Here is a 26,643-nt window from a genome sequence, read left to right on the forward strand (position 1 = left end):
TTCGACCTCTCCGCGCTCAAGACAGCCCGGACGCAATGGTGAACTGCAAACGAGAAGAAGTATGTGCGGAATCGTAGGTTACGTCGGCAGCGATGAGGCATGCCCGTTCTTAATTGATGGACTGCGTCGATTAGAATATCGCGGCTACGATTCATCGGGTGTCGCGATTCACGGCGGCGAATCGTTTGTCATCACGCGATCTGTCGGACGCATCGATTCCTTGGTGGATCGCATCGGCTCGGTCTCGCCCGTGGGAACGATGGGAATCGGGCACACCCGCTGGGCTACGCATGGTCCGGCGACCGAACCCAACGCTCACCCGCACTTGGGCGGCGATGGCGAGGTGGTTCTGGTCCATAACGGCGTGATCGAGAACTTCCAAATCCTCAAAGACGAACTGATCAAAAAGGGTTACGTCTTCCATTCGGATACGGACAGCGAGGTCGCCGCGCACCTGATTGCCGAAAACCTGAAGAACACGGCCGAGATCGCGGACCAGCCCAACGTTCGCTATTTGACGGCGGTCCAAGCCTCGATCGCACGACTTCGCGGAACCTACGGATTGGCGATCGCGTTTCGTGACCGACCCAATTTTATGATCGCCGCTCGCTTCGGCAGTCCCCTGGTCATCGGCGTCGGTAAAGGCGAGTACTTTGTCAGCAGCGATGCGTCGCCGTTGGCCGGACGTACCGACCGGATCGTCTATTTGGCCGATCACCAAATCGCGGTGTTAACGCCCGAAGGTTTTTCGGTGCTGCACCGCGACTCGGGCAAAGTCCGCGTCGACATCCGACCGCTCGAAGTCGACACCGGCGATGTTTCGCTGGGCGAATACGAACACTACATGCTCAAGGAAATCTACGAGCAACCTGAATCGATTCGCAACGCGATGCGAGGACGTTTGGACGATCAGGACGCCACTGCGGTGTTCGGTGGACTGAACCTGACGCCCCAGCAACTGCGCAGCGTCGAGCGGATCATTTTGACCGGTTGCGGAACCAGTTGGCACTCGGCCCTGGTCGGCGAATACTTGATCGAAGAGCTGGCCCGTATTCCCGTCAGCGTCGAATACGCCAGCGAGCTTCGCTATCGCAATCCGCCGATCGAGAACAACACGTTGGTGTTCGGAATCACGCAAAGCGGCGAAACGGCCGACACGCTGGCGGCGCTTCGAGAAACCAAACGCAAAGGTCACCGCACACTCGCGATCTGTAACGTCGTCGCTAGCTCGATCGCCCAAGCGGCCGATGGCGGCGTGTACTTGCATGCCGGCCCCGAAATCGGCGTGGCCAGCACGAAGGCGTATACGTCCCAGTGCTGCGTGTTAGCGATGTTGGCGTTGTATTTTGGTCGCACCCGTCACATGAGCTACGAGGCCGGCCAAGGTTTCATCGAAGAACTACGCCGGCTGCCCGCCGCCGTGCAACAAGCACTGACGTGTGACCAACAAGTCCGCGACGTTGCCAAAAAGTACTGTGACGCGACGACCGTCTTGTACCTGGGCCGCCAATACAATTTCCCGACGGCGTTGGAAGGCGCGCTGAAGTTAAAAGAAATCAGCTACATCCACGCCGAAGGATACCCGGCAGCCGAGATGAAACACGGCCCGATCGCGCTGGTCGACAAGCAAACGCCGAGCGTGTTCATCGTCCCGCGAGGCACGACGCACGATAAGGTCATGGCCAACATGGAAGAGGTCAAAGCCCGCGGCGGACCGATCATCGCCGTCGCCAGCCACGACGATCCGCACATCGACGCGATTGCCGACGACGTCATCCGTGTCCCCCAAGTCCCCGGGTTCCTGCAGCCGATCGTAACGGTTGTGCCATTGCAGTTGTTGTCGTACCACATCGCATTATTGCGCGGATGTGACGTCGACAAGCCACGAAATTTGGCAAAAAGCGTGACCGTCGAATAGAAAGATTGCATTCGACAGCGACCGGACTATTCCTGAACTAGCGGTAGAGTCGCCCCCCATTATCGGGCGCAACTATTTTTCCTTCTCCATGACGACAGCACGAAGAGATTTCGATGAAACAGCACGGACTTACTTACAGCGCTCGCAAAGCCTTGATGGTCAACCTGGGTGATGTTGCCGGTGGCGAAATCGCTAACTTGATTTCCCAAATGGCTGCCGAGATCGAAGAGCTCCGTCGAACCAAGGTGAACGTCACCAAGATCGTCCCCGGCGGGATCGATTCGATGGAAGAGCATCTGATCGAAGAACCTATCTAAAGCGAATGTAAGATCACGGATGACCACCTATTTAGTGACCGGCGCAGCCGGCTTCATCGGCTTTCACCTGTCCCGGCGGTTACTTGATCGCGGCGTCAACGTTGTCGGTTTGGACAACGTCAACGACTACTACAGTGTCGACCTCAAGCGGGATCGGTTGAAACGGCTTCAATCCGATCCGCGATTCACGCTCGTCGAAGCAAATCTCGCCGACCAATCAGCGATCGATCAAACGTTCGCTAAGTACGACTTTGACCGTGTGATCCACTTGGCCGCCCAAGCCGGCGTGCGATACTCGCTAGAGAATCCGCGGGCCTACACGGAAAGCAACATCGTCGGCTTTTTGAACATCTTGGAAGCATGTCGGCACGCCAAGACGCCCCACTTGACCTACGCCAGCAGCAGCAGCGTGTACGGCGGCGGCACGCAAATGCCGTTCGCGACATCAATGCGAGTCGATCATCCTTTGTCGCTCTATGCGGCCACGAAAAAATCGAACGAGCTGATGGCTCACACGTACAGTCACCTGTACGGACTGCCCACCACGGGACTGCGTTTCTTCACCGTGTACGGTCCCTGGGGACGTCCCGATATGGCGTTGTTCTTGTTCACCAAAGCCATCATCGAAGGCCGTCCGATCGACGTCTTCAACGAAGGTAAAATGCGGCGAGACTTCACCTACATCGACGACATCGTCGAAGGCGTCGACCGAACCAGCCAACAGATCGCGGTCCCCGATCCGAGTTGGGACTCCGCCAACCCCAACCCGTCGACCTCCGCGGCGCCCTATCGCGTCTACAACATCGGCAACAACGAACCGGTCGAACTGGGCCGATTCATCGAAGTCATCGAAGAAGCTCTGGGGATGAAGGCGAATCGGAATCTGATGCCAATGCAGCCCGGTGACGTGCCCGCCACATTTGCCGACATCGAAGCCCTCGAATCGGCCGTCGGCTTCCGACCGGCAACCTCGATCGAAACCGGCGTCAAGAACTTTGTCGATTGGTATCGTCAGTATTATTCGGTTTGACCCGAACCTTCTCGAGCTCGGCCGCCTCAGACGATTTTGTCTCCCCCGCTTCCCCGGGGCGAACTCGCTGCCGCCGCGGGGCGAGCCCGCTCGCGACGTCCGCCCGACAAAACGCCGCTAGCCGTTGACAGTCCGCCGAGGACAGTTGACAGTGGCAGGTAAATCAACCGTTTTTCTCCCTTTTGAGCCGCCCTTTGCAGCGGCAAAAACGCACATGACCGACGCCAACAAGTCCGCTCCGCGGACCATGCTCGAAAAAATTTGGGACCAGCACATCGTCGACGCGCCCCAGTCGGGCCCGGCCATTTTGTACATTGATCTGCACTTGGTCCACGAAGTGACCAGCCCTCAGGCCTTCGAAGGATTGCGGCTGAACAACCGCCCGGTCCGCCGCCCCGAGCGAACGATCGCGACGCCCGACCACAATGTCCCGACGTCTGATCGCAGCCTGCCGATCGCCGATCCGATCAGCCGCAAGCAGATCGAAACGCTTCGAGAAAACTGCAAAGAGTTCGGTGTCACGCTGTTCGATATCCACGACGTCCGCCAAGGCATCGTTCACGTCATCGGCCCCGAGAACGGTTACACCCAACCCGGCATGGCGATCGTCTGTGGCGACTCGCACACCGCCACTCACGGCGCGTTCGGATCGCTCGCCTTCGGGATCGGAACCAGCGAAGTCGAACACGTTCTGGCCACGCAAACGTTGTTGCAGTTCAAACCCAAGAATATGGAACTGCGAGTCGACGGCAAGTTGCCTCGCGGTGTCACGGCCAAGGACATGATCTTGTACTTGATCGGCAAGTTGGGAACCGCCGGCGGCACCGGATACGTGCTCGAATTCACCGGCGACTGCGTCCGCGCGTTATCGATGGAAGAACGCATGACCGTGTGCAATATGTCGATCGAAGCCGGTGCCCGCGCCGGCATGATCGCGCCGGATCAAACCACGTTCGATTACCTGCGCGGACTTCCCGAATCGCCCAAGGACTTCGACGCCGCGATCGCGCGTTGGAAACAATTGCCGACCGACGCGGGCGCCACCTACGACGTGTCCAACGTGTACCGCGGCGAAGACATTCAACCGCAAGTCACTTGGGGCACCAACCCCGGCCAAGTTCGCAGCGTCACCGATCGCGTTCCCGATCCGTCGGATTTCACCGATGCGACGGAACAGAAGTCGACCGCCAGCGCACTCGAATACATGGGCTTGAAAGCGGGCATGCCGATCCAGGACGTGACGCTGAACCGAGTCTTCATCGGTTCGTGTACCAACGCCCGCATCGAAGACCTTCGTGCCGCAGCCGCTGTCGTCAAAGGACATCACGTTGCATCGGAGGTTAACGCCATGGTCGTGCCCGGCAGCGGGCAAGTGAAACTGCAGGCCGAAAAAGAAGGACTCGACAAGGTCTTTATCGAAGCCGGATTCGATTGGCGCGAAGCCGGCTGCAGCATGTGTCTGGCCATGAACCCCGACAAGCTGGAACCGGGCGAACGTTGCGCCAGCACCAGCAACCGCAACTTCGAAGGCCGACAAGGCAAGGGCGGACGCACTCACTTGGTCAGCCCCGCCATGGCCGCCGCCGCCGCCGTCGAAGGTCACTTCGTCGACATCCGCGGCTGGAACTACAAGTAAAAAGAGGTAATAGGCGACAGGTTTTATGTTTCCTCCAACGGAACCAATCTGTCTGCCAGTTGGCTTTTCCCTGATACCTGTAACCTGATACCTACTTCTAATGCAAAACTTTACCATTCACGCCGGCGCCGTTGCGACGATGGACCGCGCCAATGTCGACACCGACCAAATCATTCCCAAGCAATTCTTGAAGCGGATCGAACGAACCGGCTTTGGCCAGTTTCTGTTTTTCGATTGGCGTTTCCTGGACGATGGTACAACACCGAATCCAGACTTCGAACTCAATCAAGCCAACGTGAAAGGCGCGTCGATCCTGGTCGCGCGCCAAAACTTTGGATCCGGTTCTTCTCGCGAACACGCCGTTTGGGCGCTGGAAGACTACGGGTTCCGAGTCGTGCTGGCGCCTTCGTTTGCCGACATCTTCTTTAACAACTGTTTCAAGAACGGCGTTCTTCCGATCAAGCTTTCCGAAGCCGACATCGATGAATTGTTCAAGCGTGCCGAAGCAAATTCCCCGTACCAGTTGACCGTCAATTTGGAAGATCAAACGATCTCCGACGGCCAAGGTTTTGATCGATCTTTCGAAGTCGATTCCAGTCGTCGTCACAACCTGTTGCACGGATTGGACGACATCGCACAAACGTTGCTGCACGAATCGAAGATCACCGAGTACGAGAACGCACGAACCTGGTAGTCGATTCGTCGCTCAACTTCGCAACCTTTCACGAATCGATTTCAATCATGCACTACGACATCGGCCCCCGAAGCGCCGCCGCCTTTGAACGCGCACGCCAATTGATGCCCGGCGGCGTGAACAGTCCCGCCCGAGCCTTCGGGGCCGTCGGCGGTACTCCGTTGTTCATCGAACGAGCCGAAGGACCGTATCTGTTCGATATCGATGGCCGTCGCTATCTCGATTACATCGGTTCCTGGGGCCCGATGATCTTGGGCCACGCACTGCCCGAAGTGATCGATGCGATCGTGCAAGCCGCCAGCCGTGGGACCAGTTACGGGGCACCGACCGAGGCCGAATCGCGATTGGCCGAGCAGATCATCGAAGCGGTCCCCAGCATCGAAAAAGTTCGCCTGGTCAACAGCGGCACCGAAGCAACGATGAGCGCCATTCGCGTCGCCCGCGGTGCCACCGGACGCAACAAGATCATCAAGTTTTCGGGCAACTATCACGGTCACGTCGATTCGCTGTTGGTAGCCGCCGGCAGCGCCGCGGCAACCCTGGGCGTACCCGATTCGCCCGGCGTGACACCGGGCGCCGGCGGCGACACGATCGTCCTTTCCTACAACGACGTGCAAGGAATCGTCGATGCCTTCGCAAAATACGGCAGCGAGATCGCGGCAGTGATCCTGGAACCGGTCGTCGGCAATATGGGATGCGTTCCGGCAACGATGGAGTTCTTGAAAAGCCTTCGCGAGCAAACGACGGCCAGTGGAGCGATCTTGATCTTCGACGAAGTGATGACCGGTTTCCGACTAGCGATGGGCGGTGCCCAAGAACGCTTCGGCATCACGCCCGACATGACCACGCTGGGAAAGATCGTCGGCGGCGGTATGCCGCTGGGGGCCTACGGAGGTCGCGCGGACATCATGAATAACGTGTTACCGGCCGGTAAGGTGTACCAAGCGGGCACACTAGCCGGAAATCCGGTCGCCGTCGCCGCAGGCAGCACCACGCTGAAGATTCTGAAAGAGGACCCACCGTACGCGTATCTGGAATCACTCGGCGACCGTTTGGCCGCCGGCCTGGGCAAAGCCGCCACCGACGCTGGAATCCCCCACACGGTCAGCCACGTCGGCAGCATGGTCACATTGTTTTTCAGCCCCGATCCCGTCCAATGCTGGGCCGACGCCGACCGCTGCGACCGCGAGGCGTTCGGGCGTTATTTCTGGGGCCTGATCGGCGAAGGGGTCTATTTACCCTGCAGCCAATTCGAGGCGATGTTTTTCAGCCGAACGCATACCGAAGCGATGATCGACCAAACGATCGCCGCAGCGGGCAAAGTGCTGCGATCGCTCGCCTAAAGAGTTCTGCGAGCCCGGCTTGCAAAATCGGTCAAGGGTTAAGATACTCTTACCTCTCGGCATTCAAACGGCCGAGATGAAATGCCGGAGTGGCGGAATGGCAGACGCGCTGGATTCAAAATCCAGTTCCCGCAAGGGAGTGAGGGTTCGAGTCCCTCCTTCGGTACTCTTTGTGAGAAAAGGACTTAGGGCATTGGCTCTGAGTCCTTTTTTCATGCGCTCTCAGAACCATCAGTGGCAGATCAGTGGCACCCCTGCGTTTGTGTTGGGCTTGCGTCGCTGGCCTGTGCACGTCGCCCAGAGCTAGGCTCACTCTCACTTCGATTGAGAGAGACCGAGAAAATGGCATGGCTCCAAAATGATCCCTCCGGCAACTTCCACATCAGCTTTCGATTTGCCGGTCGCAAGTACAAACGTTCCCTGAAAACAAAAGACGAGACGGAAGCACAAACAAGGCTTCACCGGCTGGAAGAGAATATTCGGCTGGTTGAAAGTGGGCGTTTGGAGCTGCCTGACAACGCAGACGCTCCGATATTTCTTCTCTCCGATGGAAAGCTGGAATCCAAGCGATCGGCCACCGAACGGGTTCAGCTTTCGGGACTGTTCCAGCGGTACTTTGACGGAATACCGGACGATGCATTAGAGGACACTACAGTTGACGGCATGAAGACGCACCAGACCCATCTGGAGCGACACATTGGTGCTCGATTCCCCATAGATTCACTCACTCGTGAGACGTTACAGACCTACGTTCAGAAGCGAGCCAAGGCGCCAGGGATTCGCGGTCGAAAGCTGAGCCCGGCGACAATCAGAAAGGAACTCGTCACACTCCGTAGCGTCTGGAATGGGGCGTTGGCGGAGAGCATCGTCGCGACTCCTTACCCACTGAAGGGAGTTCGCTTTCCGAAGACGGATGAAAAACCGCACTTTCAAACGATGCAAGAGATTGCAGAGCAAATCGAGCGTGGCAATTTGGACGAGGCCGCTGCCCTAGATTTATGGGACTGCCTCTTTTTGACGCGCGAGCAGGTTGAGGAGCTGCTTGACTTTGTCGAGCTTACCGCAAACCATCCGTTCATCTATCCGATGTTCGTCGCGGCGGCTCACACGGGCGCTCGACGGAGCGAGTTGATGCGGTCACGGCTTGTCGACTTCAACACAACACACATGGTCGTTCGCGAGAAAAAGCGAGTTCGTGGGCAACGGTCAACTAGGCGTGTCCCCATGTCGGATCGCCTGACCAAGGCGATCAAGCAGTGGCGAACGGTTCATCCAGGTGGCCTGCACACGTTTTGCATTCCTGATATCGCCCGCAGCAAAAAGAGTCGCGAGAGCCTGTTGCCAATTACTCGCAACGAAGCGAATGACCACTTCCAACGGACGCTGGCCGGCTCAAAGTGGGAAGTCATTCGCGGGTGGCACTGTCTTCGACACTCGTTTTGCAGCAACTGTGCGTCGCAGGGCGTCGATCAACGAATCATCGACGCTTGGGTTGGTCATACTACCGAAGCCATGCGGAAACGCTATCGGCATCTATTCCCGACTAAGGAGCAAGAAGTTATCAAGAGCGTTTTCGGCTAAGCCAATCTAAGACCACTGGTCGAACCATGTTGCTCCGAGTCACGCAGGCAACTCCGCGAAAGACCTGGATCACCAGGGCTTTCGTTCTGTACGAACATTATCTCGGGGAAAGCTAGCGACCAAATAGCCAATCAACCAGTTTCGCGAACCAAGACCTGGGCTTTTGCACTGCTTTGGGCATCGTCTCGCCAAGTTGGGTCTGAGTACCGTGCTGACGCTCTGTGGCAAGCCGATCTCTTCTTCGACCAGCAACGATTTGCTCGTCGGTCCATTGCCCCGCCTCGCGCACTCTTCCCCGCGTAATCACATAGTGCGAGCGGCATCGAAGCGTCCAGCTACCGATCGACGGACTTAGCGAAATGCTTCGTCCGTCGTAGGTGATCTGCCAGTCCGCCGGACTCAGTGGAGTGACGACTTCTTCGCCACAACCGCAGCAGCAAAGATGCGACACGCTTTTGTACTCAATCGAAATGTAAAGCACTCCTGATTCAGGTTGGTCAGGAAAGTGCGTTACAAATTCGTGTTTCAGCGTTTCATACTTCATCACGTTTCAAACCCGTTGGCGATCTTGTTGGTATCGATGGTGTAACTGGAATAGACCTCTTTTTTGAGATCACAATAGAAGCTCCTAATCTTTTTCCACTTCCCCACCGCGAGCATCGCATTCAACGCATTCAGGTCAGCGACCTGAATGTTTGATGCGTACAAGTCTTCGGCGTCATCACCTTTGAACGATACGCCTCCCTTGCGAACGTGATCGCGTTCGCCAGGAACACTAGTGGTGACTCGCAATATCCCGCTGAGCAATCCATCAATCAGCTCGACTCCCATCCCAACATCAATGAATGATGCGTCCATCGCTTCGAGTTTCTCGACAACCGCCCGCTTAGCCTCGCCAGCATCCATGCATAGGAAGGCAAACGTCACCCCGTCAAGCAAACCGACGTTAGAACTGTCGAGAGCTACGGCGTTGGGGATGATTCCATTGCGCATTGCTGAATACATCTTGGTGAAGTACTCAACTTTGGGCATGACCTCACGAAGTTGCTCGATAGATGCTGCCCCCGGAGCACGAAACGCGTTGTGCTGCAGGAATACATCGTTATCGAAAAGCCGGATTTCTCGCACCGGCGTTTTGGCAACACCGTCAAGCACGTAGGAACCGGTGCCGCCAAGTCCTACAATCGCGATGACGTCGTTCTCTAGTTTCCTCGTCAGTTCGCCGATACCAACCCGATCCGATGCCGTTTCCGTGTATTTGAATACGGTGTCATCATCTGCGGAAGGCACTCGTAACGACTTCGCCGACACACCTGGGTTAATGACCGACGCAGGTCCAACCAGCAAGTTCGCGTAGGTTGTCATCTTCTCATAGTAGTCGGTGTAACCACCGCTTGGTTTACTTGAGAACGAATGCGTTGCCACCATCCCGTTTGCCAGCTTGATGCTCGCTGCCCTGTCGTTGATGTTCAGCGGTTTCCCGGATGCATCACAGGGAGAATCACCTACGAAATGCACTTGGTGATTGGTAGGTTTATGCGTCTGGTTGCCTGATTCACTCAGTTCGGAGACCAGAGTTCCATAGCGGACCTTTTGGTCCTTGCCGACGTAAGGAACGTCCCGCATGAGAAGGAACCCGCCGACTTTCTCGACGCAGTAACCCTCCTCACGCAGGCGTTTCAAGTCAGCACTACGATCGAATAGTTCGTTTGACACTGAAAATAGTTCCTTGTTTGACTTTAACGGTTCCGCCGGCACCTAGATTGCCGTCGGTTGGACATGACAACGCACCGTCGTAAGTGACAGTGAATTCTTCGGTATCTCCGTGACTTCCGGGAAACGCCAGCTGAACGACTTGATCGAACGTCACGTCTTCGGACGGCACGGTTTTCTCTCGTGTGTTCACGATGATCTGAACACTTGGATCAGGCTTAGGTGCTTTGAAGAAGCGTTCCACGCCTGGCTCTTCAAGATTCACCAGGTCGGTCGAATCGACTAGTCGATCTTGACCGCCTCGGACCTCAAGGTAGATCACCTCATCATCACCAGCTTTTGCAAGTCGCCGCAGGACTTTGCCGCTAATCAGCGGCTTGCCCCAGTGTTGCTGGTCGTTCTCAACCTCGAAGCGATAACTGCGGTCGGTTCGGAATGCAATGAATCGCTCAGCGCCTCGTTTTCGCAGATCAACCTTCTCATCTAAGCGAATGTCCTCGAAGTCGCCATTTTCCAGAATGGCAGCGAGACTGGCGTCGCCGTCCGAATCGTAGCCAGCGATCTCAAGGATTTGGCGACCCAACGGAACGGGATCATCAACTTGATATGGTTTGAACTTCAATTGGTCGTTGGCGACCAAAACACGAAAGCCCCTGCTTTTCTGATCTTCTTTACTCATCGAAAAAATCTCCAAAGTTTTGCCGAGTGCGGAATTGCCTCGGTCTGGAGAGTTAATCGCGTGAGATCGGAATAACCGGTAATCAGTCAGAGATTTTTTTTGACATTTCGCCGACCGGCAAGTTGCCGCAAATGAAGTACGCAGGGCACAGCGGACAAGTCTTACTTTCCTTGATCGAAAAACGTCCGGAAACAATGCTCGCCCCGATCGCATTCAGTTTTACATGACGGTTGTCCAGCTTTGTTTTCGACATTTTCAGTGGCGTCCTTTTCCCGTCGGCTAGGTTCACAATTTCAGCGCTGTCGCGATCAGAATGTATCTCGGCAGAAATCTGAAGTGCGGTCGACTCTAAGGATTCAGCTTCCTCGCTTGAAAGATGCCCGGTGCGGATGCGGCGAACAACGGCGTTTCCATTTTCGTCACGAAAAACTTGGTCCGGCGTGACGACCACCTTTCCTCCGGTGATTTCGACTTGCCCTGGTTCTGAAGGCAGAAACTCGATTTCGGATGAACAAGCGACCAAGTACCTAACCAAATCCGATGCGATCTTCCTGAACTCTAACGCAGCTTCGTCGTCAGAGAATCCTCTTTCTGACATCGCCTGAAGCAGCAACTTCTCTGCTTCTTTCCTCGACAGTTGCACTCCGGGATTTAACGCCGCGTGGTTTACCACGTCCTGTACCGCGTCATGCAGCTTCATGTATGGCGTCTCCATTCGCCGACCCCCGCTCTCAAGCACGTGTGCGTAGAGAAATCGGCGGGGACACTTATGATAAAGACGCACGTGATGGTCGGTGATGCAGAACGGTTCTTCCACCGTGATTCTGGTGGCCGTTTCGCTTACCGTATCGTTGAAAGCAGATGCTGGCGCAATATGTCGCTCCAAAACAACGCCATTCAAGCAAGTAAGAAATTTCGATGCGGATTGCTTCTTGTCGTCCGACCGCTTTTCGTTTCGATAAAGAAACAACCTATCCTCGGCGCGGGACAATGCGACGAAAAACAGACTGGCTTGTTCAGCCTCTAAGCCGCTTTTGACCGCTTCGTAACCAGAGTCAGTTGTTCCTTCGATCATTCCGTCGGGCGGCGTAACGACTCCACTAAGCTGTGATCCTGCTGACCTCGGTATTCCGGCGGACGTCAAGCCAGGAATATGGACAACACCTGATTCCAGCCCCTTGCTTCCGTGCATCGTCATCAGCCTAACGGCATCAATGCCGTCTGCAGCCTTTGGTAGCTGTCGCAACTCGCGATCATCAGAATTAAGCACCAACTGCCGAATGCGTTCAAGCAGTCGAAAGGTCGGCGTTCCACGTCCGCCTGGAGCGTGTCTCGCGAAATTCATGAATTGCCAAATTGCAACACTCTTGGCACGAGATGGCACGTCGCCAACCGATGCCAGATTTGCCGCCATTCGTGTGCGATCAAAAAGCAAAGTTGCCAAAACTGTCCAAGGGTTTGAACCGGTGTGAAACCCACCAAGGGCAATGCCAAGATTGTCCAGTGACTCTTTGCCTCCAGGCGTTAGTGACTCCACAACAAAAGTGCCCTTGGACCAATCCATCGGTTTCGCTTTTTGCGCTCGCAGTTGGTCGATGACAGCAGATACATCAGAAATCTGCATTGTGAATTCGCACATGGTTGCTGTGCGTAGCAACCCCATCGTCCTGCCGTCGACCAAAAGCGAGACAAGCGAAAGCAAGTCGCGAATTTCGCTTCTCTCAAAAAGGTTTCCCAGGAAGAGGACTGGAATCCCTAACCGCTCCAAGTCTCTAGCGATCTCTGCTAAGCGATCGTTGCCGGTACACAGCACTGCCTGATCACGGTATCTGTGTCCGCTCTTGAGCATTGACGTGATGGCGTCAGCGATCGCCAGCACCTCGCCCGTCTTCTCTTCAACGACGTGGACCTCTGGACAATGACCCAACGAGCCTCGATTGGTCGCGACCGGTTCACCCGTTGCGCCCATCGTCGTACTTGCAAAATGATGAACCACTTGGTTCACCTCGGGAACACTGCGATAGCTCAAGTCGAGTTCGCCAGTTACACCACCTGGAAAATCGTCGTTACAGAATCGCTGTATGTTGAACAGTGACGCGCCGCGAAAACGATAGATCGACTGGCGAGCATCACCGACGACCCAGAGATTTTTTCCGTTCGGAGATAACGCCTTAAGTAGACGGACGCTCGCGCGATTTACATCCTGAAATTCATCGACAAGAACGTGCTCGTAGAGTGTGGACAAATACTCACGAACCTCTGAGTCTTGCTCGCAGAGTCGCACCGGCATCGACACCAAATCTCCAAAGTCGACCCGTCCCTTAGCGGACTTTTGCGTTTCGTACGCTGCAAAAATCGTTGCGACATCCACGCATTGCTCCGCACGGATGACGTCATCCTCCTCTAATGCGTCGCTCAACATATGATCTGCCAGTTCGCAATACCGCTCAACTCCGACAACTTCGTCGTGAGCGCGAGAAATCGCGTCCAGAGCCCTTGATATTTCGAGGGATGGATACTGCAGGTTCTTCAGATGCTTGAGGTCCAAGCCTGCGTAGGCATGCTCAAGCATTGATATCGCATCCGCACGGTCAACCAAGGACGGATCACATGGGAGATTCAGTTTGTCGTGGAATCGCCTAACGATATCGAGTCCAAATGAGTGAAAAGTTCCCACCCAGACCTTTGCTGCAGCATCCGGATTCATTGCAGCCAGCCGTTCTGATAGCTCGCCAGCGGCCTTGTTGGAAAAGGTCAAAACAAGAATACGTTCGGGTGCAACTCCTGACTCGACTAAATGCTCCACCCGTCCAATAAGCGTTCGTGTCTTTCCCGTCCCCGGTCCAGCTTTGAGCATGAACGCGGTGTCACCTGAGTACCGCATCGCTTCAGACTGGCTGTCGTTGTATGCGAGGGTGCTCCCGTGGGACTGCGACGCTCCAACTTCCATCACTGGCAACAGAACGGCGTCAAGCAATTGCTGGAAAACTACGGGCTTTGGAGCACCCACCAGCGCGGAAATTTCGGTTGCTGATTGTTCTTGCTCAAGGTGAAGCACACGCATCCAGCTACGAGGCAACAAGAACTCACGAGCGAAAAGGTCCATTTGAACTTCTCGCCGCTCGCGACTGCTGTAGTCGACGACCCAATCGGTTCCCACACCTGTAGAGCCTGATGAACGAATGGGATCAACGTCGCTCACGGCAAAAAAGTCTGCTTCGCCACCGAGTTCAACATGTCCGATTTCGTGCGAAACAAGAAATGCATCAGTGAACTTGCAGCCGCTATCTTCGTGCAAGATTAGCCAAGCATCTGGGTCAAACACAGCGCGGCCACCGCATAATCGGACATCGCCGACCGGAACGCGGCTAACTTCGATTCCACGTCGCTCTGCTTCGCCGCGAGCAAATTCATAAGGTGTATGGGGATTACGACCAGCCGCGACCGCGTCGAAGTGAAGAGCCGCAGCGCGCTGCCTCGCAAGTTCAAGTCGATCGGTCACTATCGAGATACCCCAATGCGGACTTCCGTTCTGCTTCCGAGAACTCGGTTTTCTCGATCAACTCTTCAAATGAAATTTGCTTAAGAACTTGTGGCTTTCGATCAGCCTTGAATTCCAATGAGTTCAGGATTTGCGGTGACTCTGACAGGAACTTAAAGAGTACATCAGATGTCACGCCAAGCGCGCTTGCCGCGGTTGCAACGAACTTCTTCGGGATAGTGTTCACCAGTACTCTGCGATCTCGAATGGCGACCACGAATGCACGTGGCAGCGACAACGATTCGCAAAGTTCAACGAACTTCTGTCCTCTTGCCTCACGGAAAGGATTGACGTCTCTTGAGTACGAGGACCCAGCTGACCGGAATTGTTCCCATGCTGCATCTAAACCCGGATCATCAATAACTTCCGGGGCTGATTCCAGGTCGTTCTCAGAAACTTGCAGTTCCCAAGCCAGTTCAATAAGTTCCGCTTTCAATTCAGGGTTGAGGGCAACGTAGCGCTCCAGCGTTGCTTGGTCGTGCTGTGGTTCGACTGCGAATGCATACAGCACGTTCTCACGACTATGTTCTTGGCTCATTTTCTATCCCCTAAATCGACAAACTCAGCAATCTTTGCCTCCGCCCGTTTTCGCCGGTTGTACACCGTTTTGTCAGAACAATTGACCAGCCGTGCGATCTCGACATTTGAGTATCCCATGGCTACAAGCTGAAGGACTTGCTTTTCGTCCTTCTGCATAGCGTTAATCGCGGCAACTATCTCATTCCGGTAAGCAATTCCTTCAGAATTTGGAGTTTTGTTCTGAAAAATCGAAACAAATTCAGGCCCGAACTCAGAAACTACCGAATCCGCCTCTGCATCTGGCATCGACTGCAGCTTAGGGCGACGCAGTACCTTTCGCGTCGCATCAACTCGATCTGCCCGGAGACACTGATTGAATCTGCATTCAAAGTGATCGAGACGTGTATCGTAACCAGCCTTATCTGAGCACATCATCGAAAGAAAGTGATCTAGCGCAAAGTCCCGGACGTCTTTGTGGAAACTGACTTTCTCCTCTTCCGTCTCTCCCGGCAACCGCTCCATTGGAACCCATAGGCCACGTAACAATCGTTGTCGAAGCGATTGGAAAAGCAACCCGAACGCTTCTGGCGAATGCCCGCAACGATTCTGACGTACGAAGTGCAAGACACACTCTGATCGAATGAAACACGAATCGTTTTTGTCAGTGAGAGTTGAACGCTGTGCGACATCGTCTCGCGTAACGCCGTACAGCTCAACGAGCGACGCTTCCACTTCTTCTGGTCGCTGATAGAGCGACCCATCCGGTTTCTTCATTTGAAGAGGAGGAACGCTTGGTGTCTGAATCTTCACGACTGGCTTTGTCATTGCTTTGCCCTCACTCGCGCACCGGCCCTCACCGTCAAGTTCTGCGATTGAAATCGGTTGCGAATCAATCGAGCCATTTCGTCGTAGACCATCACTTTGTTTTCAGGATCAGCGATCGTCACAATTAACGAGAACGGTTGCGGCTTTTCGGTTCGCTCAACACCGTGGCGTGAAAGCAATTGCAGCTTAAGACGCCAACGATCTCCGCGTTCCCCGTTCTCGCCCATGTTCCCATGGTAAGTGCGAACAGGTGCCCACTTGCGAAGCTTTTCCACCTGGTACGACTCGTACAGTTGCCCTTTGTTCTTGTGCTCCGGTGGAACTAGGCCACGAAACTTTGGTTTCGGTTTCAGTTCGCCAGTCTCTCGCGAACGCTCACGAAAATAGACGCCAAAATTTGCTTCAATGTGAGTTTCGCAGTACTCGGTGCCCCAGCGTGAACCTCGCGTGGGTGCGAATGCGACCGTCATCCAAATCTCGCCAAAGTAGCGACCGTCACGACAAAGCGAGGGCGGATATGGGAAATTGTCCCACTCCAAGAAATAACCGGGCCGTAGAACATCATCAAAGACAAGCGTTGAGGTGTGCGGTGAACACTCAAGACAATACGGAACGGTTGCGGGCAACCCGAACCCGAAAAAGTTTTCATCGCCGTCGGGAACTCGCAATCGAGTCCGCGGATCACGGGCATGGTGCGTCAACAGTCCGCGAGCAAGAACCGGCGATGGCGTTGGAGTGACATGGTGGTAAATCTGGGCAAGCGTTCTCGAAACAAGCGGTGTTGCGAAACTTGTCCCGAGATTTTCAGCCGAACCATCTTTGCTGACCGATCGGATTCCTGATTGATGGCTGAAATCGGTTGAGCACGTTCCGCCGTAGTGGACCAGGTCGGGCTTGATGATGTGGTTCGGCCCAGCACCGTGTCGCGAGAAAGGCGTGGGATGATGCTGCTTCGGGCCATCCTTCTTGTAGCCAACATGTGAAACGGCACCAACGGTCACCGAAAGAATGCTGTCGGCTGGTGCCGTGATGCGACCTTGTTCGAGCTGAGCGTCAATTCGTGGAAAGTCGAGCAACGGTGGCGTTGTGAAGTTGCCAGCCGCAACCACAAATGAAACCTGATACTTTTCCTGAAGATTGTCCAGTTCTTCAGCCAGAATGGAAAACCTGTCGAGCGAGCAAACTTCATCAGTGCCTAGCGACAGATTCCAAACTTTGAACGAATTCGCATGTTGCTGGAGAGCTTCTTCAAGCGAAAACAGGAATTCGCCCTCAAGCAGGTGGTCCGTCTCACCCTTATCAGGATCACTGTTGGGGATGACCTGGAGATCAAACACACCGCATGGGCTTCGGTCCAATCCGTCAATCGTCGGGTTGAGTACGTCACCCCAACAAATCAGTCCGGCGACAAACGTACCGTGTTCAGTATTCTCGTATTCGTCGGCGACGGCAGACTCACGACCGACGACCCAACGTTCGAGGCCGTCGATTTCGTCGGATACTCCACTATCTACGACGACAACTACTGGGAACTCACCTTCGACGTCATCGGGAGTCGGCATCTTTGGAAGCGGTTTTGTGTCAATCATCTTTGGACGAATCGTCCGAATCAACGGCATCGGGTTGATCGAGCGGACACCAATGATGCGAGACAGCTTCTCAAGTTCCTCAACAGTTTCGCACTGAACCGGAAAAGTGTAGCTCCTTGATGAGTATCCTCGTGACTCTTGAATTTCCATTCCATTCACGTGACAGCGTCGACGAAAATCAGCCAGCAGTTTCTCTTGGTCCTCGTCATCACCGAAGTCGAATAGCTTGACGCGAGTGACAAAACCGTCGGTACCACGTGGACTTCGCCGGAGCAGATCGCGGGCGTTTAGACCGTTGCGTCGAAAACGCGGCGTGATCGGCTCAATTGCTTCCACACACGAAAGCTCCTTGATGATCTGATCTGAATCACCTGTTTCAATCACGTCAACAAGGCTTTCCAGTCCGTCGTGTGTCGCCTTGATGAACAGCTCTCCGACACCGCCACCTCCAACTATCGGACAAGTATTGTCGGAAAAGAGCTGCTTAGGACGATGGCTTTTCGCTGTCGCTTTGCCGAGTAGTTTGACACGAACTGGAGCCGCTCCCGCTGTCTTAATTTGGGGAGCCACCGCTTTTCTGATTGCAGATACCTGCCCCGAAAGCCGCGAACGATATTTGGAGTCGACATCACGAAATGGCTTCCCCTTGCCTCCACCGCCGGAGACCTTCCGTTCAGCACCCTGCTTGGGCATGATGACTTTGATCAGCAGTCGTTCTTGACGACCATCCGTTTTTCCTTTTGCCATTTACCCCTCGCCTTTCGCCCAACGATGAGCCGTTGACTTTGTCACTCCGTGTAACGCTGCAATTGCCGCGTGGCTATACAAACTCTCGTCGCGTTCTCGAAGTGCTGACACGACTGCCAACACGTCTTTACCATTCAGCTCGGCAAGGAACCTCCGCATCTCCCCCTCTCCCATGCTCAAATTCCGGAGAACTTCAAAGGCATCCTTGAGTGTTGGACTTTGCTCAAATGTAATACGTCGTCGCTGAAGTCGGCGACATACCTCCGCAATGTCAGAGCCAGAAAAACCACCGGAGAGGTCAACCAACAGTTCGAGGTCGCGCTTTGAAAATTTGAGTGACTTCGCAAAGGAACTCCACAATTCACGCCTTGCATCAGCGCTGGGATATTGCAGCATCAGCCGATAGGCAAACCGACGCCAAACTGCTGCATCAAGCAACTCGTCATGATTCGTCGCAGCGATAACAAGCGACTGAGACCCGATCATGTCTAAGTTCTGGATAAAGCTGTTGACAACACGCTTCAATTCACCCAGTTCCTGCGCATCCCCTCGGACCTTTGCGATTGCATCGAATTCGTCAAGAAACAGAATGCATGGGGTGCTCGCTGCAAACTCAAAGATCGCACGGATGTTTTTGGAAGTACTTCCAACGTAGGACGAGATCAAACCGTCCAGTCTTGCGATATAGAGTTCGAGACCAAGCTCCCCGGCGATATAGCGAACTAGCCGACTCTTTCCCGTTCCGGGTGGACCGCAAAGAAGAAGACTCAGCGATCCAACGATTCCCTCCGCCTCTGCCTGAGCGGAACTTTTGGCGATACTCAGGTACTCATTAACGATCGACCATTGCTCGGGCTCAAGAACGATGGGAGGCTCTGACTCAGCGTCAAACTTCACTTTTTCGACAAGTGGAAAGCGGCTTTCAGAGTCGACTGGCGTCTGGACTGCAAAGCTCGTCCCAACTGGCCTCAACTGACTCTCCGTCTCCTCCAGCATTCGCCTTAGACGCGCTGCCGAGGACGCATCCCCTGACTTCTCTAGCTTATCAGCCAGAAAAGCGGTGTAGTTACGAACCTTGTCCAGATCGAGACGAAGTGCCCCATTCACAATACGAACAAGCTCTCCCATGTAGTTTGCAGTGCTTTCCATGGGACGATTGTCTCATTTTGCGGGACGCTAGTCAACTGCAAGATTGCTCCTGTTCGCCATTTTCTGGGTAGACCTACGGAGAGTCGATTTCCTCAACCGTCCACGAATTGACTACTAGGTCAGAGACAAGATTTCGGTAACTCAGCCCCGTAGAGATGCTGGCCATGGCAACGAGTCCATCCTGATTCTCTCGACCGGGACGACCTGCCCCGGTCATATTCGGCTTTGCATTGAGGTCAAACATCAGCCAACGACCTTCATGGTCTTTCCTGCAATCAATCCGAATCGGTGCGCGAGCGTCGACGATGCCATATGCCAGCACGCATGCTTGCATCAGCTCTTTCGTAGTCGCCGCCCGACACTCTCGGTTGTCGAAGACTCTGCTGTTTTTGGTCACTGCGACCGTACCATTGTAGGGTGCCACGCCAAATTCATGATTAAATCTTTGCACCGGAGGAAGGCACCACGGCGATTCAAAGTCACAGGCTTTCTCATGCAATGAAAACCTTCCAGGCGGCATGATAGTGACCGTGCATTCCTCGCCTGCAAGGAACGGCTCGAGTATCGCGATTGTCCCAAACGACCCCTGCGTGAGAAAATCGTCTACCGCCGCTCGCCATTGTTGGGCATCCAGAATCACGCGAACACCTTGACTGCCTCGCCCACGTACTGGCTTGATTACAACGGGAAATTCAATCGGCGTCTCATCTTTGCGAAGGTCGACGAGTCGACTGTCAACCACCGGACAGCCCGAGTGACGGAGTAGCTGATTCGTTTCGTACTTGTCATCGCATCGATGAACCATGCTGGGATGCTGCCCAACAATCCGAACACGGTGTAGCCACTGTTCAATCGAATGGCCTTCATAGAGAACTGTGTTCAACCAAAGGCAATTGGCACCACGCGCTATCGCGTTATCGATTCCAATTTCAGAATCAGGAAAGGACCAGCCAGAGTCATCGTCTGGCCGAACACGACATTCAGTTACGATTTTGATTCCCATAGAACGCAGCGCAAACGCAATGTCAGCTCCACTGTCCCTATAGCCCCCAGGTTTCATCGGTTTCAATGTATTACCGATCCTTGGCGGTGGAACGGCCTGATGAAGTATTGCTACAACCAGTTCGTTAGCAGGGTTATGCGCCATGAGACGAACCTCCCACGGTCGGCCACTGCAATCGATCGCGAAATGGCAATGGCGATGAAACCGTTCGGTAGTCGTCGACCGTTGCGTCTTCCAAGTAGCTCTGTTGCGTGGTCGCGCCAGATCGTGCAAATAGGTATTCGGTTTCTGCCGCAATCCAGATACGTCGCATCAGTCTCCCCTGCGGCGTGTCACCAACAATCGCCTTTCGACTATGCAGCATCCGGTGATTGTCAATGATGACCATATCGCCCGGTATCATTTCCACTTCGGTTTGGAAACTCTCGTCTTGAAAATAACGTTCAACCAACTCCTCCACAGCAAACTTGCCGGCCGCATCAGCCCAAAGAAAATGGTCAGACCGAAACCGAACCTTGAGGCCCAAACTCCCGTAACCGAAGACTGGGAACTTTGTGCAGATACGACCGCCACGGCAAACAGACGCGACATCGAACCGGCGTAGTTCAGCGAACAATCCTGGTGACTCTGCTTGAATGGCTCGGGACACTGCCAAGCCATCGCAAAGGACTAGATTGCCACCAAACTGCGCCGGCCGGACACACTGAATAACTAGGCCGCGAGGAGGATTAACGCGCACAAAAACGTCACGGTCAATTTGCCGGATTTCGTCAAGATAACTTCCGTCGGTATGAAACGGAAAAGCGGCTATTCCCTGCCCGGCAAATTGCGCATCAGTGTTGCCGTTAGCTGGTGCTGATTCGATCTCGACCACCCCGTCGCTGGCCGACCGTTCGTGAAATTGAATATTTCCAAATTGGGTTGCCAACTCTGCCAATTGGTCGCGTTGGTGTCCCGCGCCTTGGACGACCGCATATCCGCACACTGCGATTTGGCTAGCGAGCAAACCAAGATCGATTGGCACCGAGTCGCGATGCAAGGACAGCGACAACGGTGTGGGCTTCTTGCCGGTTGACTCCTGTAAGTTTGCGTCTTGAATCATAAATTATCTCCACGAAGACAAGATGAGTGATCTTTGGAGAATAGGCCAATTCGTAGCTAACAAGCGTTTGATTCGCTGTCGGGAAATTGACGGAAAAACATTCCATGTCCCGAAATTTGCCGAATTTGGAGTGAAGCCGTATCCTCGTATTGAGGGAATACTAGATGTCTCAGATTAAAAAAAGCCGCGGGCGTCCGCCAACCGTCAAACCGATTCGTCTCGATTTACTACACGAGGCGCGGCAACACATCTTTGGTGACCTGAAGCTGACCGCCGTTTATCGGCGTCTGGCCGAGCAAGCTTCATGCGGAACCACTGCAGTTCGAGAAGCGTTCGCCGGAAAGGCATCTGACACCGTCCGACGCAAGCTCGAACGATGTCTTCAGTTACCGGAAGAGTCTCTCAGCTATTCTTCACTTAGCGCGGAAGATTTGTTAACGAGGATTCGAGCTTCGCGCTACACCCACAACGAATGGGTTCGACACCACGACGAAGACACCTTCAAGCAAAGAGCTGAAGAATTGTGTCACCTTTCGCCGATGATTCAGGCGGCATTGGAGTTGCTAAGAGAGGGTCACTACGCTCTGAGTGAACAGTTTGAAGTACTTGACTCTGTCGAATGGCACGTGACCTACAAGCATCTTCTGGAGGATTCCAAGCAGAGCGAATTACAAATCAACAACCTGATTGGGCAAGCTATCGAGGCAGCCAGTCGAATTTTGCTGTACTCCGATCTGGATGAGCATCGCAACGCACGCGCCACCGCACTTATTGCCGAGTTCTATCATTTGCATGTCCCGCCAAGTGGAGATGTTTGGAAACGCGATGCGGTGACTCCCAAAGAGGCACGCGGTGCCTGCGCCTTCCACCGTAAATCGGATTTCTACTTTTCTGAGGCAAGCCGATGGGCAAGTAACAGCAACCCGCACTACGATTTCCGGCGGCTTGTGGAAGCTGAGGCGCAAACGCGATTGCTTGCGAAGGCAAACCTTGTGAATGAGGCAATTGAGCAACTGGCAATCGCAGAAACGCTCGCACTTCAGATTCCGGTACAAGCAGTCCAAGCTGATATCCTCGTTTTGAAAGCGATGATTGAACGAGCCAAGCACAACGATCTTTCAGCAATCCGCCACACGAAGCTCGCAATTGATCTATACGAGGATGAACTGGGCAACGAACACCATTATCCCCAGTCGCTTCGCCTATATCTTGCCAAGAACTATCCCAATGAAAGCACCGAAGACGAGCTGTCGCAGGGACTCGATTTCTTCAGTCGTTCCGTCATGGCAACTCATTGGAACGTTGACTTGGCTGACCTGCCAACGCGAATTGACAATCGCAAGTCGGTTTCTTTCCCTCGTAGGAAGAAGCCAAAATAGCCGTTCTCATCTAACTGTATCGCGTGCTTTTTTTGCCCTGTAGTACCTCTTGTCGAAAAAGACGATCATTCGCATCTTGCTGAGCGAAACCGTCCTACTCGAAAATGGGGAGTGTAACGGAGTAACCCCTCTCGTCATGGCATCCCTCAGTAGATGCATCGTGCATCCTTCGCAAAAGTCTCAGCGGATCGAGAGCAGCCCTTCGTTCTGGATTCGCTGTAGTTCGGTGTGCGAGATCATCCATTCTTTTGATCGCCCGCGCCCGCAAGGTCGTTTCTCTGCATGGATGCGGTACAGGCGGCACCATTCGCGGACGGTAAATTCGGCACGCCCCAGAATGTTGGCGACTTCGGAAGTCGTATAGAAATCCTTCACTTTTTCTTGCTGCACCAGCGAACTAAGCAACGTTTCGATTCGTTCGAGCCGTGCGACCACATCGGTCTCATTCATGTTGGATTTCCTTTCAATGGCGGGCGAACCCTTCTGAGTTGTCACTGCATGTTGATAAGCAATCAGATTTGTGATTCGACATGCTAGACAGACTCTTTGTAACAACAAAGAAAGTGGCGATTGCGATGGCACGCGAAACTGGCGATACCCTTTCCCTTTCGCCGGTTTTCACGGGGCAACTCTCGTTGTTTAATCTGACACCTACACCAACTCGGCATAGCGACGAAGTCGATGGCACATTGAATAACCGTGTGGTCTTTCGCCTTGCCTCTGCTTCGGTCGCTCATCACAGCAACGCTTACGCCAGACTTCGTCTGTCTTTCGCCTTGCCGTTGCTCGCCGCTCTCTTCGCATGCTGCGCGAAAGGCAAACAAAGATTTTTGAATTGTTTTCTTCCGAGCGGGCCTTCAGCAGGAGTGAAAGGCCACTCGGAAGGAAAACAATTTGCCTTCGGCGGGTGGCCGTTGGAAGCAACGGGCAGCATGCCCATCATTGGAGACACCACCATGGATAAGAACGCAAAGCACGAGAATATCAATGGAATAATCGAGATCACAAAGTTCTCGCTTGGGGCGTTAGGGGCGACACCGGGCGCGCTAGAGCACCTGGAAGAGCAAGAGCTCTATGATCTGGTGCAACGCCACGCATCGGGCGATTGGGGGAATTGCAGTGAACATGACCGCGAAGCCAACGAAGATGCAATTCGGACCGGAGCACGGATATTCTCGATCTACCAAAGCAAATCAGGCGAAAAGATCTGGATCATTACGGAAGCTAGCCGGGCCTCGACGACCGTACTGCTGCCAAGTGACTATTGACCAAACTGCCGGGCGTCGTGCCCGGCTTTACTGTTCAATCATGGCGATGTTTCATCCGCCTTGATTCTTCGCGAATATCCAGTCGTGGGCTTTCGCCGCAACCTTTTCGATTAGTGGCAAGTCATCTCGCCCGAAACGTGTCGACTCGACCCAACTGTCACCATTCTTGAAAAGCCGCGTCAACGTCGTCGTGTATCGGCATCCCTGTTTCGTCTGGTTCTCCCAGACAGTCGCCTTGATTAGGCCCATCCGAAATTCGATCACTGGTGGTTTGCTCATTGTCTATTTTCTCGTCGTCTGAAATTAGGTAATCCGGCAATCCGCGAACGGCTGCCGGGTGAAGTTTGCCGCACGGTGGACACCGCATCGGCTGAAACGGGGCAAACCATTTGCTCCCGCACCGCTCGCAGGACGCGATGAACCAATCAGCTTTCATCGTCGACCTGACAGCACTGCCATCCGCGAGCAGTCTTATTCGCAAAAAGCTCGACGTAGGGTCCGGGGCTGACGGCCTCGACCAGATCGCGGACGGCGGAGGGCTTACCGCCATTTCGTGGCTTGTTCGCCTTGATCCAGCTATGGACGGTCTTATCTTGGAATGGGCAATCACCTCGGACACCGAGCATCAACAGCTCGTGAGCGCGACGCCAATACGGGCCCGGGCCGCGTTTGGGCCTAATCCAAACGAGAATATCTTGCGGCTTGAACCCCCATGCCTCGACCACACGATGAGCCGCCGCGCACTGCTCATTGCTGGTCCACAAATGAAGGTGTGCATTCTCGGCGGCAAGATCACCGATCGGCAATCCACACAACTGATCAATGCTCAGCGTTCCCTCTCCGTCCCCCGTCGCTGGTGGTGCAGCATAGATGCAACCAAACTTAGCTCCCGATGCAAGGACCTCACTCAGCGTTGCTGGCGGCAGCCAATCATTTTCCGTCGCGGACTTTCCACCCTTTCCAGGACCACGAATCGTTCTTGCGTAGCGAAGCGCCTCGGCGGTCGTTAGTTCGACACGACGAACGGTGAATTGCCCGATGAAGTCATCAAACAGGGTTTCGGGGACCGCCGCGAGCAGTTGCCAACGCGACGATTGATCCTTCGAGATTCCCAAGTCCTCTAGCGTTCTTCGGTCGGCACTTTGGTCACTGCGCCGGTCGCCTCCGTGCAGTTTCATTTCCGCGAGCATCTCGCCAGCTTTTCGCTCCGCTCGAAGCTTGAGTTCCGCGGCTTTGTTTTGGACCTCGAGCCCGAGACCTACGCTCTCGATGTACTTGCGAACGGCCTCGGCGCGGTCTCGGACCTCTTTGATGTCTTCGACCCTCGACACGACCGCCAACGCTTGCTGCACTCCGTTGAGTGCAATTAGCTGTGCTGACGCCGCGTCATTGTGGTCGCTCGTAGCAGCGACTTCTCGACCCTCTTGCTTCGGTTCCGACTGCGATTGGTCGGAACTCTCTTCTTTCGTGAAGAGTCCCATGCGATTGCCTTTTGTTAGGAACAAACTGATTCGCCAACGGTTGGCGATTACCCTGACTATTGAAAACTCAAAACAGCCAATCGCGAAGAAAGTGGACGTTGTGATGGCACGTCCACTGCAAGTTCGGTTGTCGTCGACGTTGATTTTCACGACGAATACAGCCGTACGAGACCTGACACCCTTTCCGATTTGATTCGTCAAGCATGTGAGGCAAATCCTGTAGAGTTTGGGGGCGTTCCTCGGTCGGTGCAGGAGCCACACGGGTACGTCATTTCCGCTTCGCGGAAAATGACCGTCATGCGTTTCCGCGTCGCGGAAAACGCACGCCGCCCTCTGCCATGCTGCTCGCTCGGCCGCAAGGTCCACTCCGCTGCGCTCCGTTCTCCACCTTGCCCCCGGCTCGACAGCAAGTCAGGTGTCTCCTGCACCGACCGAGGAACGCTTCGGAAACAGTGCTAAGAATGAACCAACAAATGGAGACACGCCATGTTGAAAAGAAAGAAGGCTCAGCCAACCGCTCAGCCCCAACGAAACGAAACTTTAGATTTCGAGGAGAACCGCCCACTCAAGCAACGAATTTACGGGAGCGTAATCACAAGAATCTGGAAGAACGAAAGTATCACGGGAGAAATCAGCTACACGTTTTCCCAAAACCGAATCTACGAGAGATATGGCGAGGAGCGGCTCGCCAAAAGCTTCCGCCCGAGTGACTTCCCGGACGTTATTCGTGGTTGCGAATGGATTGCGGGATTCGCCAAGGTGCCCGCGCAAGATAAGACGCCCGCAAGCACGCGCCCCGAGCTGCGAGTACATCGCACACAAACACGACGAACAGGAGGTCAATAATGAACTGGACAGCGGATGACTATCAGATTGAAGCGACGAGTTTCGGTTGCGTTGTTGTCGGAATGCGGCGGCAAACACCAAGCTCAGAAATCGAAATTGGCATGTTTCGAGATGAGAGCCTTGCTGGTGAAACGTCACGCTTCTTCAAAGCGAGCGACACCCGCGACATCGCACTCGCAGTCGCTTGGGTCGAATTGACGACTCGGAAGTGGCGACGAGAAAACGACGCCTTAGCCGACATGGAAATTAATAACGCTACGAAGCAATAGACACGGAGACAAAA

Annotated in this window: 24 protein-coding genes and 1 tRNA gene; 12 read left to right on the top strand and 13 right to left on the bottom strand. The window is 54.4% G+C overall.

Annotated features, from left to right (window positions below; translation table 11 throughout):
- The first annotated feature begins 61 nt into the window (after window positions 1–61).
- The 8 genes from glmS to Poly51_RS08245 all read left to right on the top strand — a co-directional run bounded on the left by glmS (window position 62) and on the right by Poly51_RS08245 (window position 8,519).
- Window positions 62–1,918 (top strand): glutamine--fructose-6-phosphate transaminase (isomerizing), encoded by a 1,857-nt coding sequence (glmS, locus tag Poly51_RS08210; protein ID WP_146456169.1) that lies wholly within the window; start codon window positions 62–64, stop codon window positions 1,916–1,918.
- Window positions 1,919–2,031: 113 nt separating this feature from the next.
- Window positions 2,032–2,235 (top strand): hypothetical protein, encoded by a 204-nt coding sequence (locus Poly51_RS08215; RefSeq protein WP_146456171.1) that lies wholly within the window; start codon window positions 2,032–2,034, stop codon window positions 2,233–2,235.
- A gap of 19 nt (window positions 2,236–2,254) precedes the next feature.
- A complete protein-coding gene (locus Poly51_RS08220; RefSeq protein WP_146456173.1) occupies window positions 2,255–3,265 on the top strand; it encodes an NAD-dependent epimerase in 1,011 nt (336 codons plus the stop codon).
- 214 nt (window positions 3,266–3,479) lie between these two features.
- Window positions 3,480–4,901, top strand: coding sequence for a 3-isopropylmalate dehydratase large subunit (gene leuC, locus Poly51_RS08225; protein ID WP_146456175.1), 1,422 nt, complete (start codon window positions 3,480–3,482; stop codon window positions 4,899–4,901).
- A 100-nt stretch (window positions 4,902–5,001) separates the two neighbouring features.
- Window positions 5,002–5,595 carry a 3-isopropylmalate dehydratase small subunit gene (gene leuD, locus Poly51_RS08230; protein ID WP_146456177.1) on the top strand — a complete coding sequence of 198 codons (594 nt, stop codon included), beginning with the start codon at window positions 5,002–5,004 and terminating at the stop codon, window positions 5,593–5,595.
- Window positions 5,596–5,642: 47 nt separating this feature from the next.
- Complete coding sequence (hemL, locus tag Poly51_RS08235) at window positions 5,643–6,938, top strand: glutamate-1-semialdehyde 2,1-aminomutase (RefSeq protein ID WP_146456179.1); 1,296 nt, start codon at window positions 5,643–5,645, stop codon at window positions 6,936–6,938.
- Between the two features lie 83 nt (window positions 6,939–7,021).
- Window positions 7,022–7,104 (top strand) — tRNA-Leu (locus Poly51_RS08240).
- Between the two features lie 176 nt (window positions 7,105–7,280).
- Window positions 7,281–8,519, top strand: a complete 1,239-nt coding sequence (locus Poly51_RS08245) for a tyrosine-type recombinase/integrase (protein ID WP_146456181.1) — start codon at window positions 7,281–7,283, stop codon at window positions 8,517–8,519.
- 112 nt (window positions 8,520–8,631) lie between these two features.
- On the opposite strand, the gene Poly51_RS08250 is transcribed toward Poly51_RS08245, so the two are convergent.
- The 10 genes from Poly51_RS08250 to Poly51_RS08295 all read right to left on the bottom strand — a co-directional run bounded on the left by Poly51_RS08250 (window position 8,632) and on the right by Poly51_RS08295 (window position 21,386).
- A complete protein-coding gene (locus tag Poly51_RS08250; RefSeq protein ID WP_146456183.1) occupies window positions 8,632–9,063 on the bottom strand; it encodes a DUF6527 family protein in 432 nt (143 codons plus the stop codon).
- Complete coding sequence (locus Poly51_RS08255; protein ID WP_146456185.1) at window positions 9,063–10,235, bottom strand: ThiF family adenylyltransferase; 1,173 nt, start codon at window positions 10,233–10,235, stop codon at window positions 9,063–9,065. Before Poly51_RS08255 ends, Poly51_RS08250 begins: the two co-directional genes overlap by 1 nt.
- Window positions 10,210–10,911, bottom strand: a complete 702-nt coding sequence (locus tag Poly51_RS08260) for a multiubiquitin domain-containing protein (RefSeq protein ID WP_146456187.1) — start codon at window positions 10,909–10,911, stop codon at window positions 10,210–10,212. The genes Poly51_RS08255 and Poly51_RS08260 overlap by 26 nt, the downstream gene beginning before the upstream one ends.
- Before the next feature lie 82 nt (window positions 10,912–10,993).
- Window positions 10,994–14,413 (bottom strand): ATP-dependent helicase, encoded by a 3,420-nt coding sequence (locus Poly51_RS08265; protein ID WP_146456189.1) that lies wholly within the window; start codon window positions 14,411–14,413, stop codon window positions 10,994–10,996.
- The gene (locus tag Poly51_RS08270; protein WP_146456191.1) at window positions 14,397–14,990 is read right to left on the bottom strand and encodes a hypothetical protein; all 594 of its coding nucleotides are present in this window, start codon (window positions 14,988–14,990) and stop codon (window positions 14,397–14,399) included. Before Poly51_RS08270 ends, Poly51_RS08265 begins: the two co-directional genes overlap by 17 nt.
- Complete coding sequence (locus Poly51_RS08275; RefSeq protein WP_146456193.1) at window positions 14,987–15,796, bottom strand: sigma factor-like helix-turn-helix DNA-binding protein; 810 nt, start codon at window positions 15,794–15,796, stop codon at window positions 14,987–14,989. Before Poly51_RS08275 ends, Poly51_RS08270 begins: the two co-directional genes overlap by 4 nt.
- Window positions 15,793–18,132 (bottom strand): S8 family peptidase, encoded by a 2,340-nt coding sequence (locus Poly51_RS08280; protein WP_146456196.1) that lies wholly within the window; start codon window positions 18,130–18,132, stop codon window positions 15,793–15,795. The genes Poly51_RS08275 and Poly51_RS08280 overlap by 4 nt, the downstream gene beginning before the upstream one ends.
- A complete protein-coding gene (locus Poly51_RS08285) occupies window positions 18,133–19,281 on the bottom strand; it encodes an AAA family ATPase (RefSeq protein WP_146456198.1) in 1,149 nt (382 codons plus the stop codon). It lies immediately after the preceding gene.
- Between the two features lie 73 nt (window positions 19,282–19,354).
- Entirely contained in the window at window positions 19,355–20,428 is a 1,074-nt protein-coding gene (locus Poly51_RS08290) for an ATP-grasp domain-containing protein (protein WP_146456200.1), read from the bottom strand.
- Window positions 20,418–21,386, bottom strand: a complete 969-nt coding sequence (locus tag Poly51_RS08295) for a TauD/TfdA family dioxygenase (RefSeq protein ID WP_146456202.1) — start codon at window positions 21,384–21,386, stop codon at window positions 20,418–20,420. Before Poly51_RS08295 ends, Poly51_RS08290 begins: the two co-directional genes overlap by 11 nt.
- Window positions 21,387–21,925: 539 nt before the next feature.
- On the opposite strand from Poly51_RS08295, the gene Poly51_RS08300 reads away from it, so the two are divergent.
- The gene (locus Poly51_RS08300; RefSeq protein ID WP_146456204.1) at window positions 21,926–22,765 is read left to right on the top strand and encodes a hypothetical protein; all 840 of its coding nucleotides are present in this window, start codon (window positions 21,926–21,928) and stop codon (window positions 22,763–22,765) included.
- Between the two features lie 180 nt (window positions 22,766–22,945).
- Here Poly51_RS08300 and Poly51_RS08305 read toward each other — a convergent pair whose 3' ends face one another.
- On the bottom strand, window positions 22,946–23,215 hold the full coding sequence (locus Poly51_RS08305) for a helix-turn-helix domain-containing protein (RefSeq protein ID WP_246114348.1): 270 nt from the start codon (window positions 23,213–23,215) through the stop codon (window positions 22,946–22,948).
- 80 nt (window positions 23,216–23,295) lie between these two features.
- On the opposite strand from Poly51_RS08305, the gene Poly51_RS30965 reads away from it, so the two are divergent.
- On the top strand, window positions 23,296–24,033 hold the full coding sequence (locus Poly51_RS30965; RefSeq protein WP_222435812.1) for a hypothetical protein: 738 nt from the start codon (window positions 23,296–23,298) through the stop codon (window positions 24,031–24,033).
- Between the two features lie 51 nt (window positions 24,034–24,084).
- Here the strand turns inward: Poly51_RS30965 and Poly51_RS08315 are convergent, their stop codons facing one another.
- Window positions 24,085–24,312, bottom strand: a complete 228-nt coding sequence (locus tag Poly51_RS08315) for a hypothetical protein (protein ID WP_146456207.1) — start codon at window positions 24,310–24,312, stop codon at window positions 24,085–24,087.
- 146 nt (window positions 24,313–24,458) lie between these two features.
- Window positions 24,459–25,514: an MT-A70 family methyltransferase gene (locus Poly51_RS08320; protein ID WP_146456209.1), complete on the bottom strand. Its 1,056-nt coding sequence runs from the start codon at window positions 25,512–25,514 to the stop codon at window positions 24,459–24,461.
- Window positions 25,515–26,000: 486 nt separating this feature from the next.
- Here Poly51_RS08320 and Poly51_RS30970 point away from each other — a divergent pair, with 486 nt between their 5' ends.
- Both Poly51_RS30970 and Poly51_RS08325 read left to right on the top strand, forming a co-directional pair.
- Window positions 26,001–26,360 (top strand): hypothetical protein, encoded by a 360-nt coding sequence (locus Poly51_RS30970; protein ID WP_222435813.1) that lies wholly within the window; start codon window positions 26,001–26,003, stop codon window positions 26,358–26,360.
- Window positions 26,360–26,629, top strand: coding sequence for a hypothetical protein (locus tag Poly51_RS08325; protein ID WP_146456211.1), 270 nt, complete (start codon window positions 26,360–26,362; stop codon window positions 26,627–26,629). The genes Poly51_RS30970 and Poly51_RS08325 overlap by 1 nt, the downstream gene beginning before the upstream one ends.
- The last annotated feature ends 14 nt before the right edge of the window (window positions 26,630–26,643 follow it).

Origin of the sequence: Rubripirellula tenax (assembly GCF_007860125.1) — a bacterium.
GTDB classification, from domain to species: Bacteria; Planctomycetota; Planctomycetia; order Pirellulales; family Pirellulaceae; genus Rubripirellula; species Rubripirellula tenax.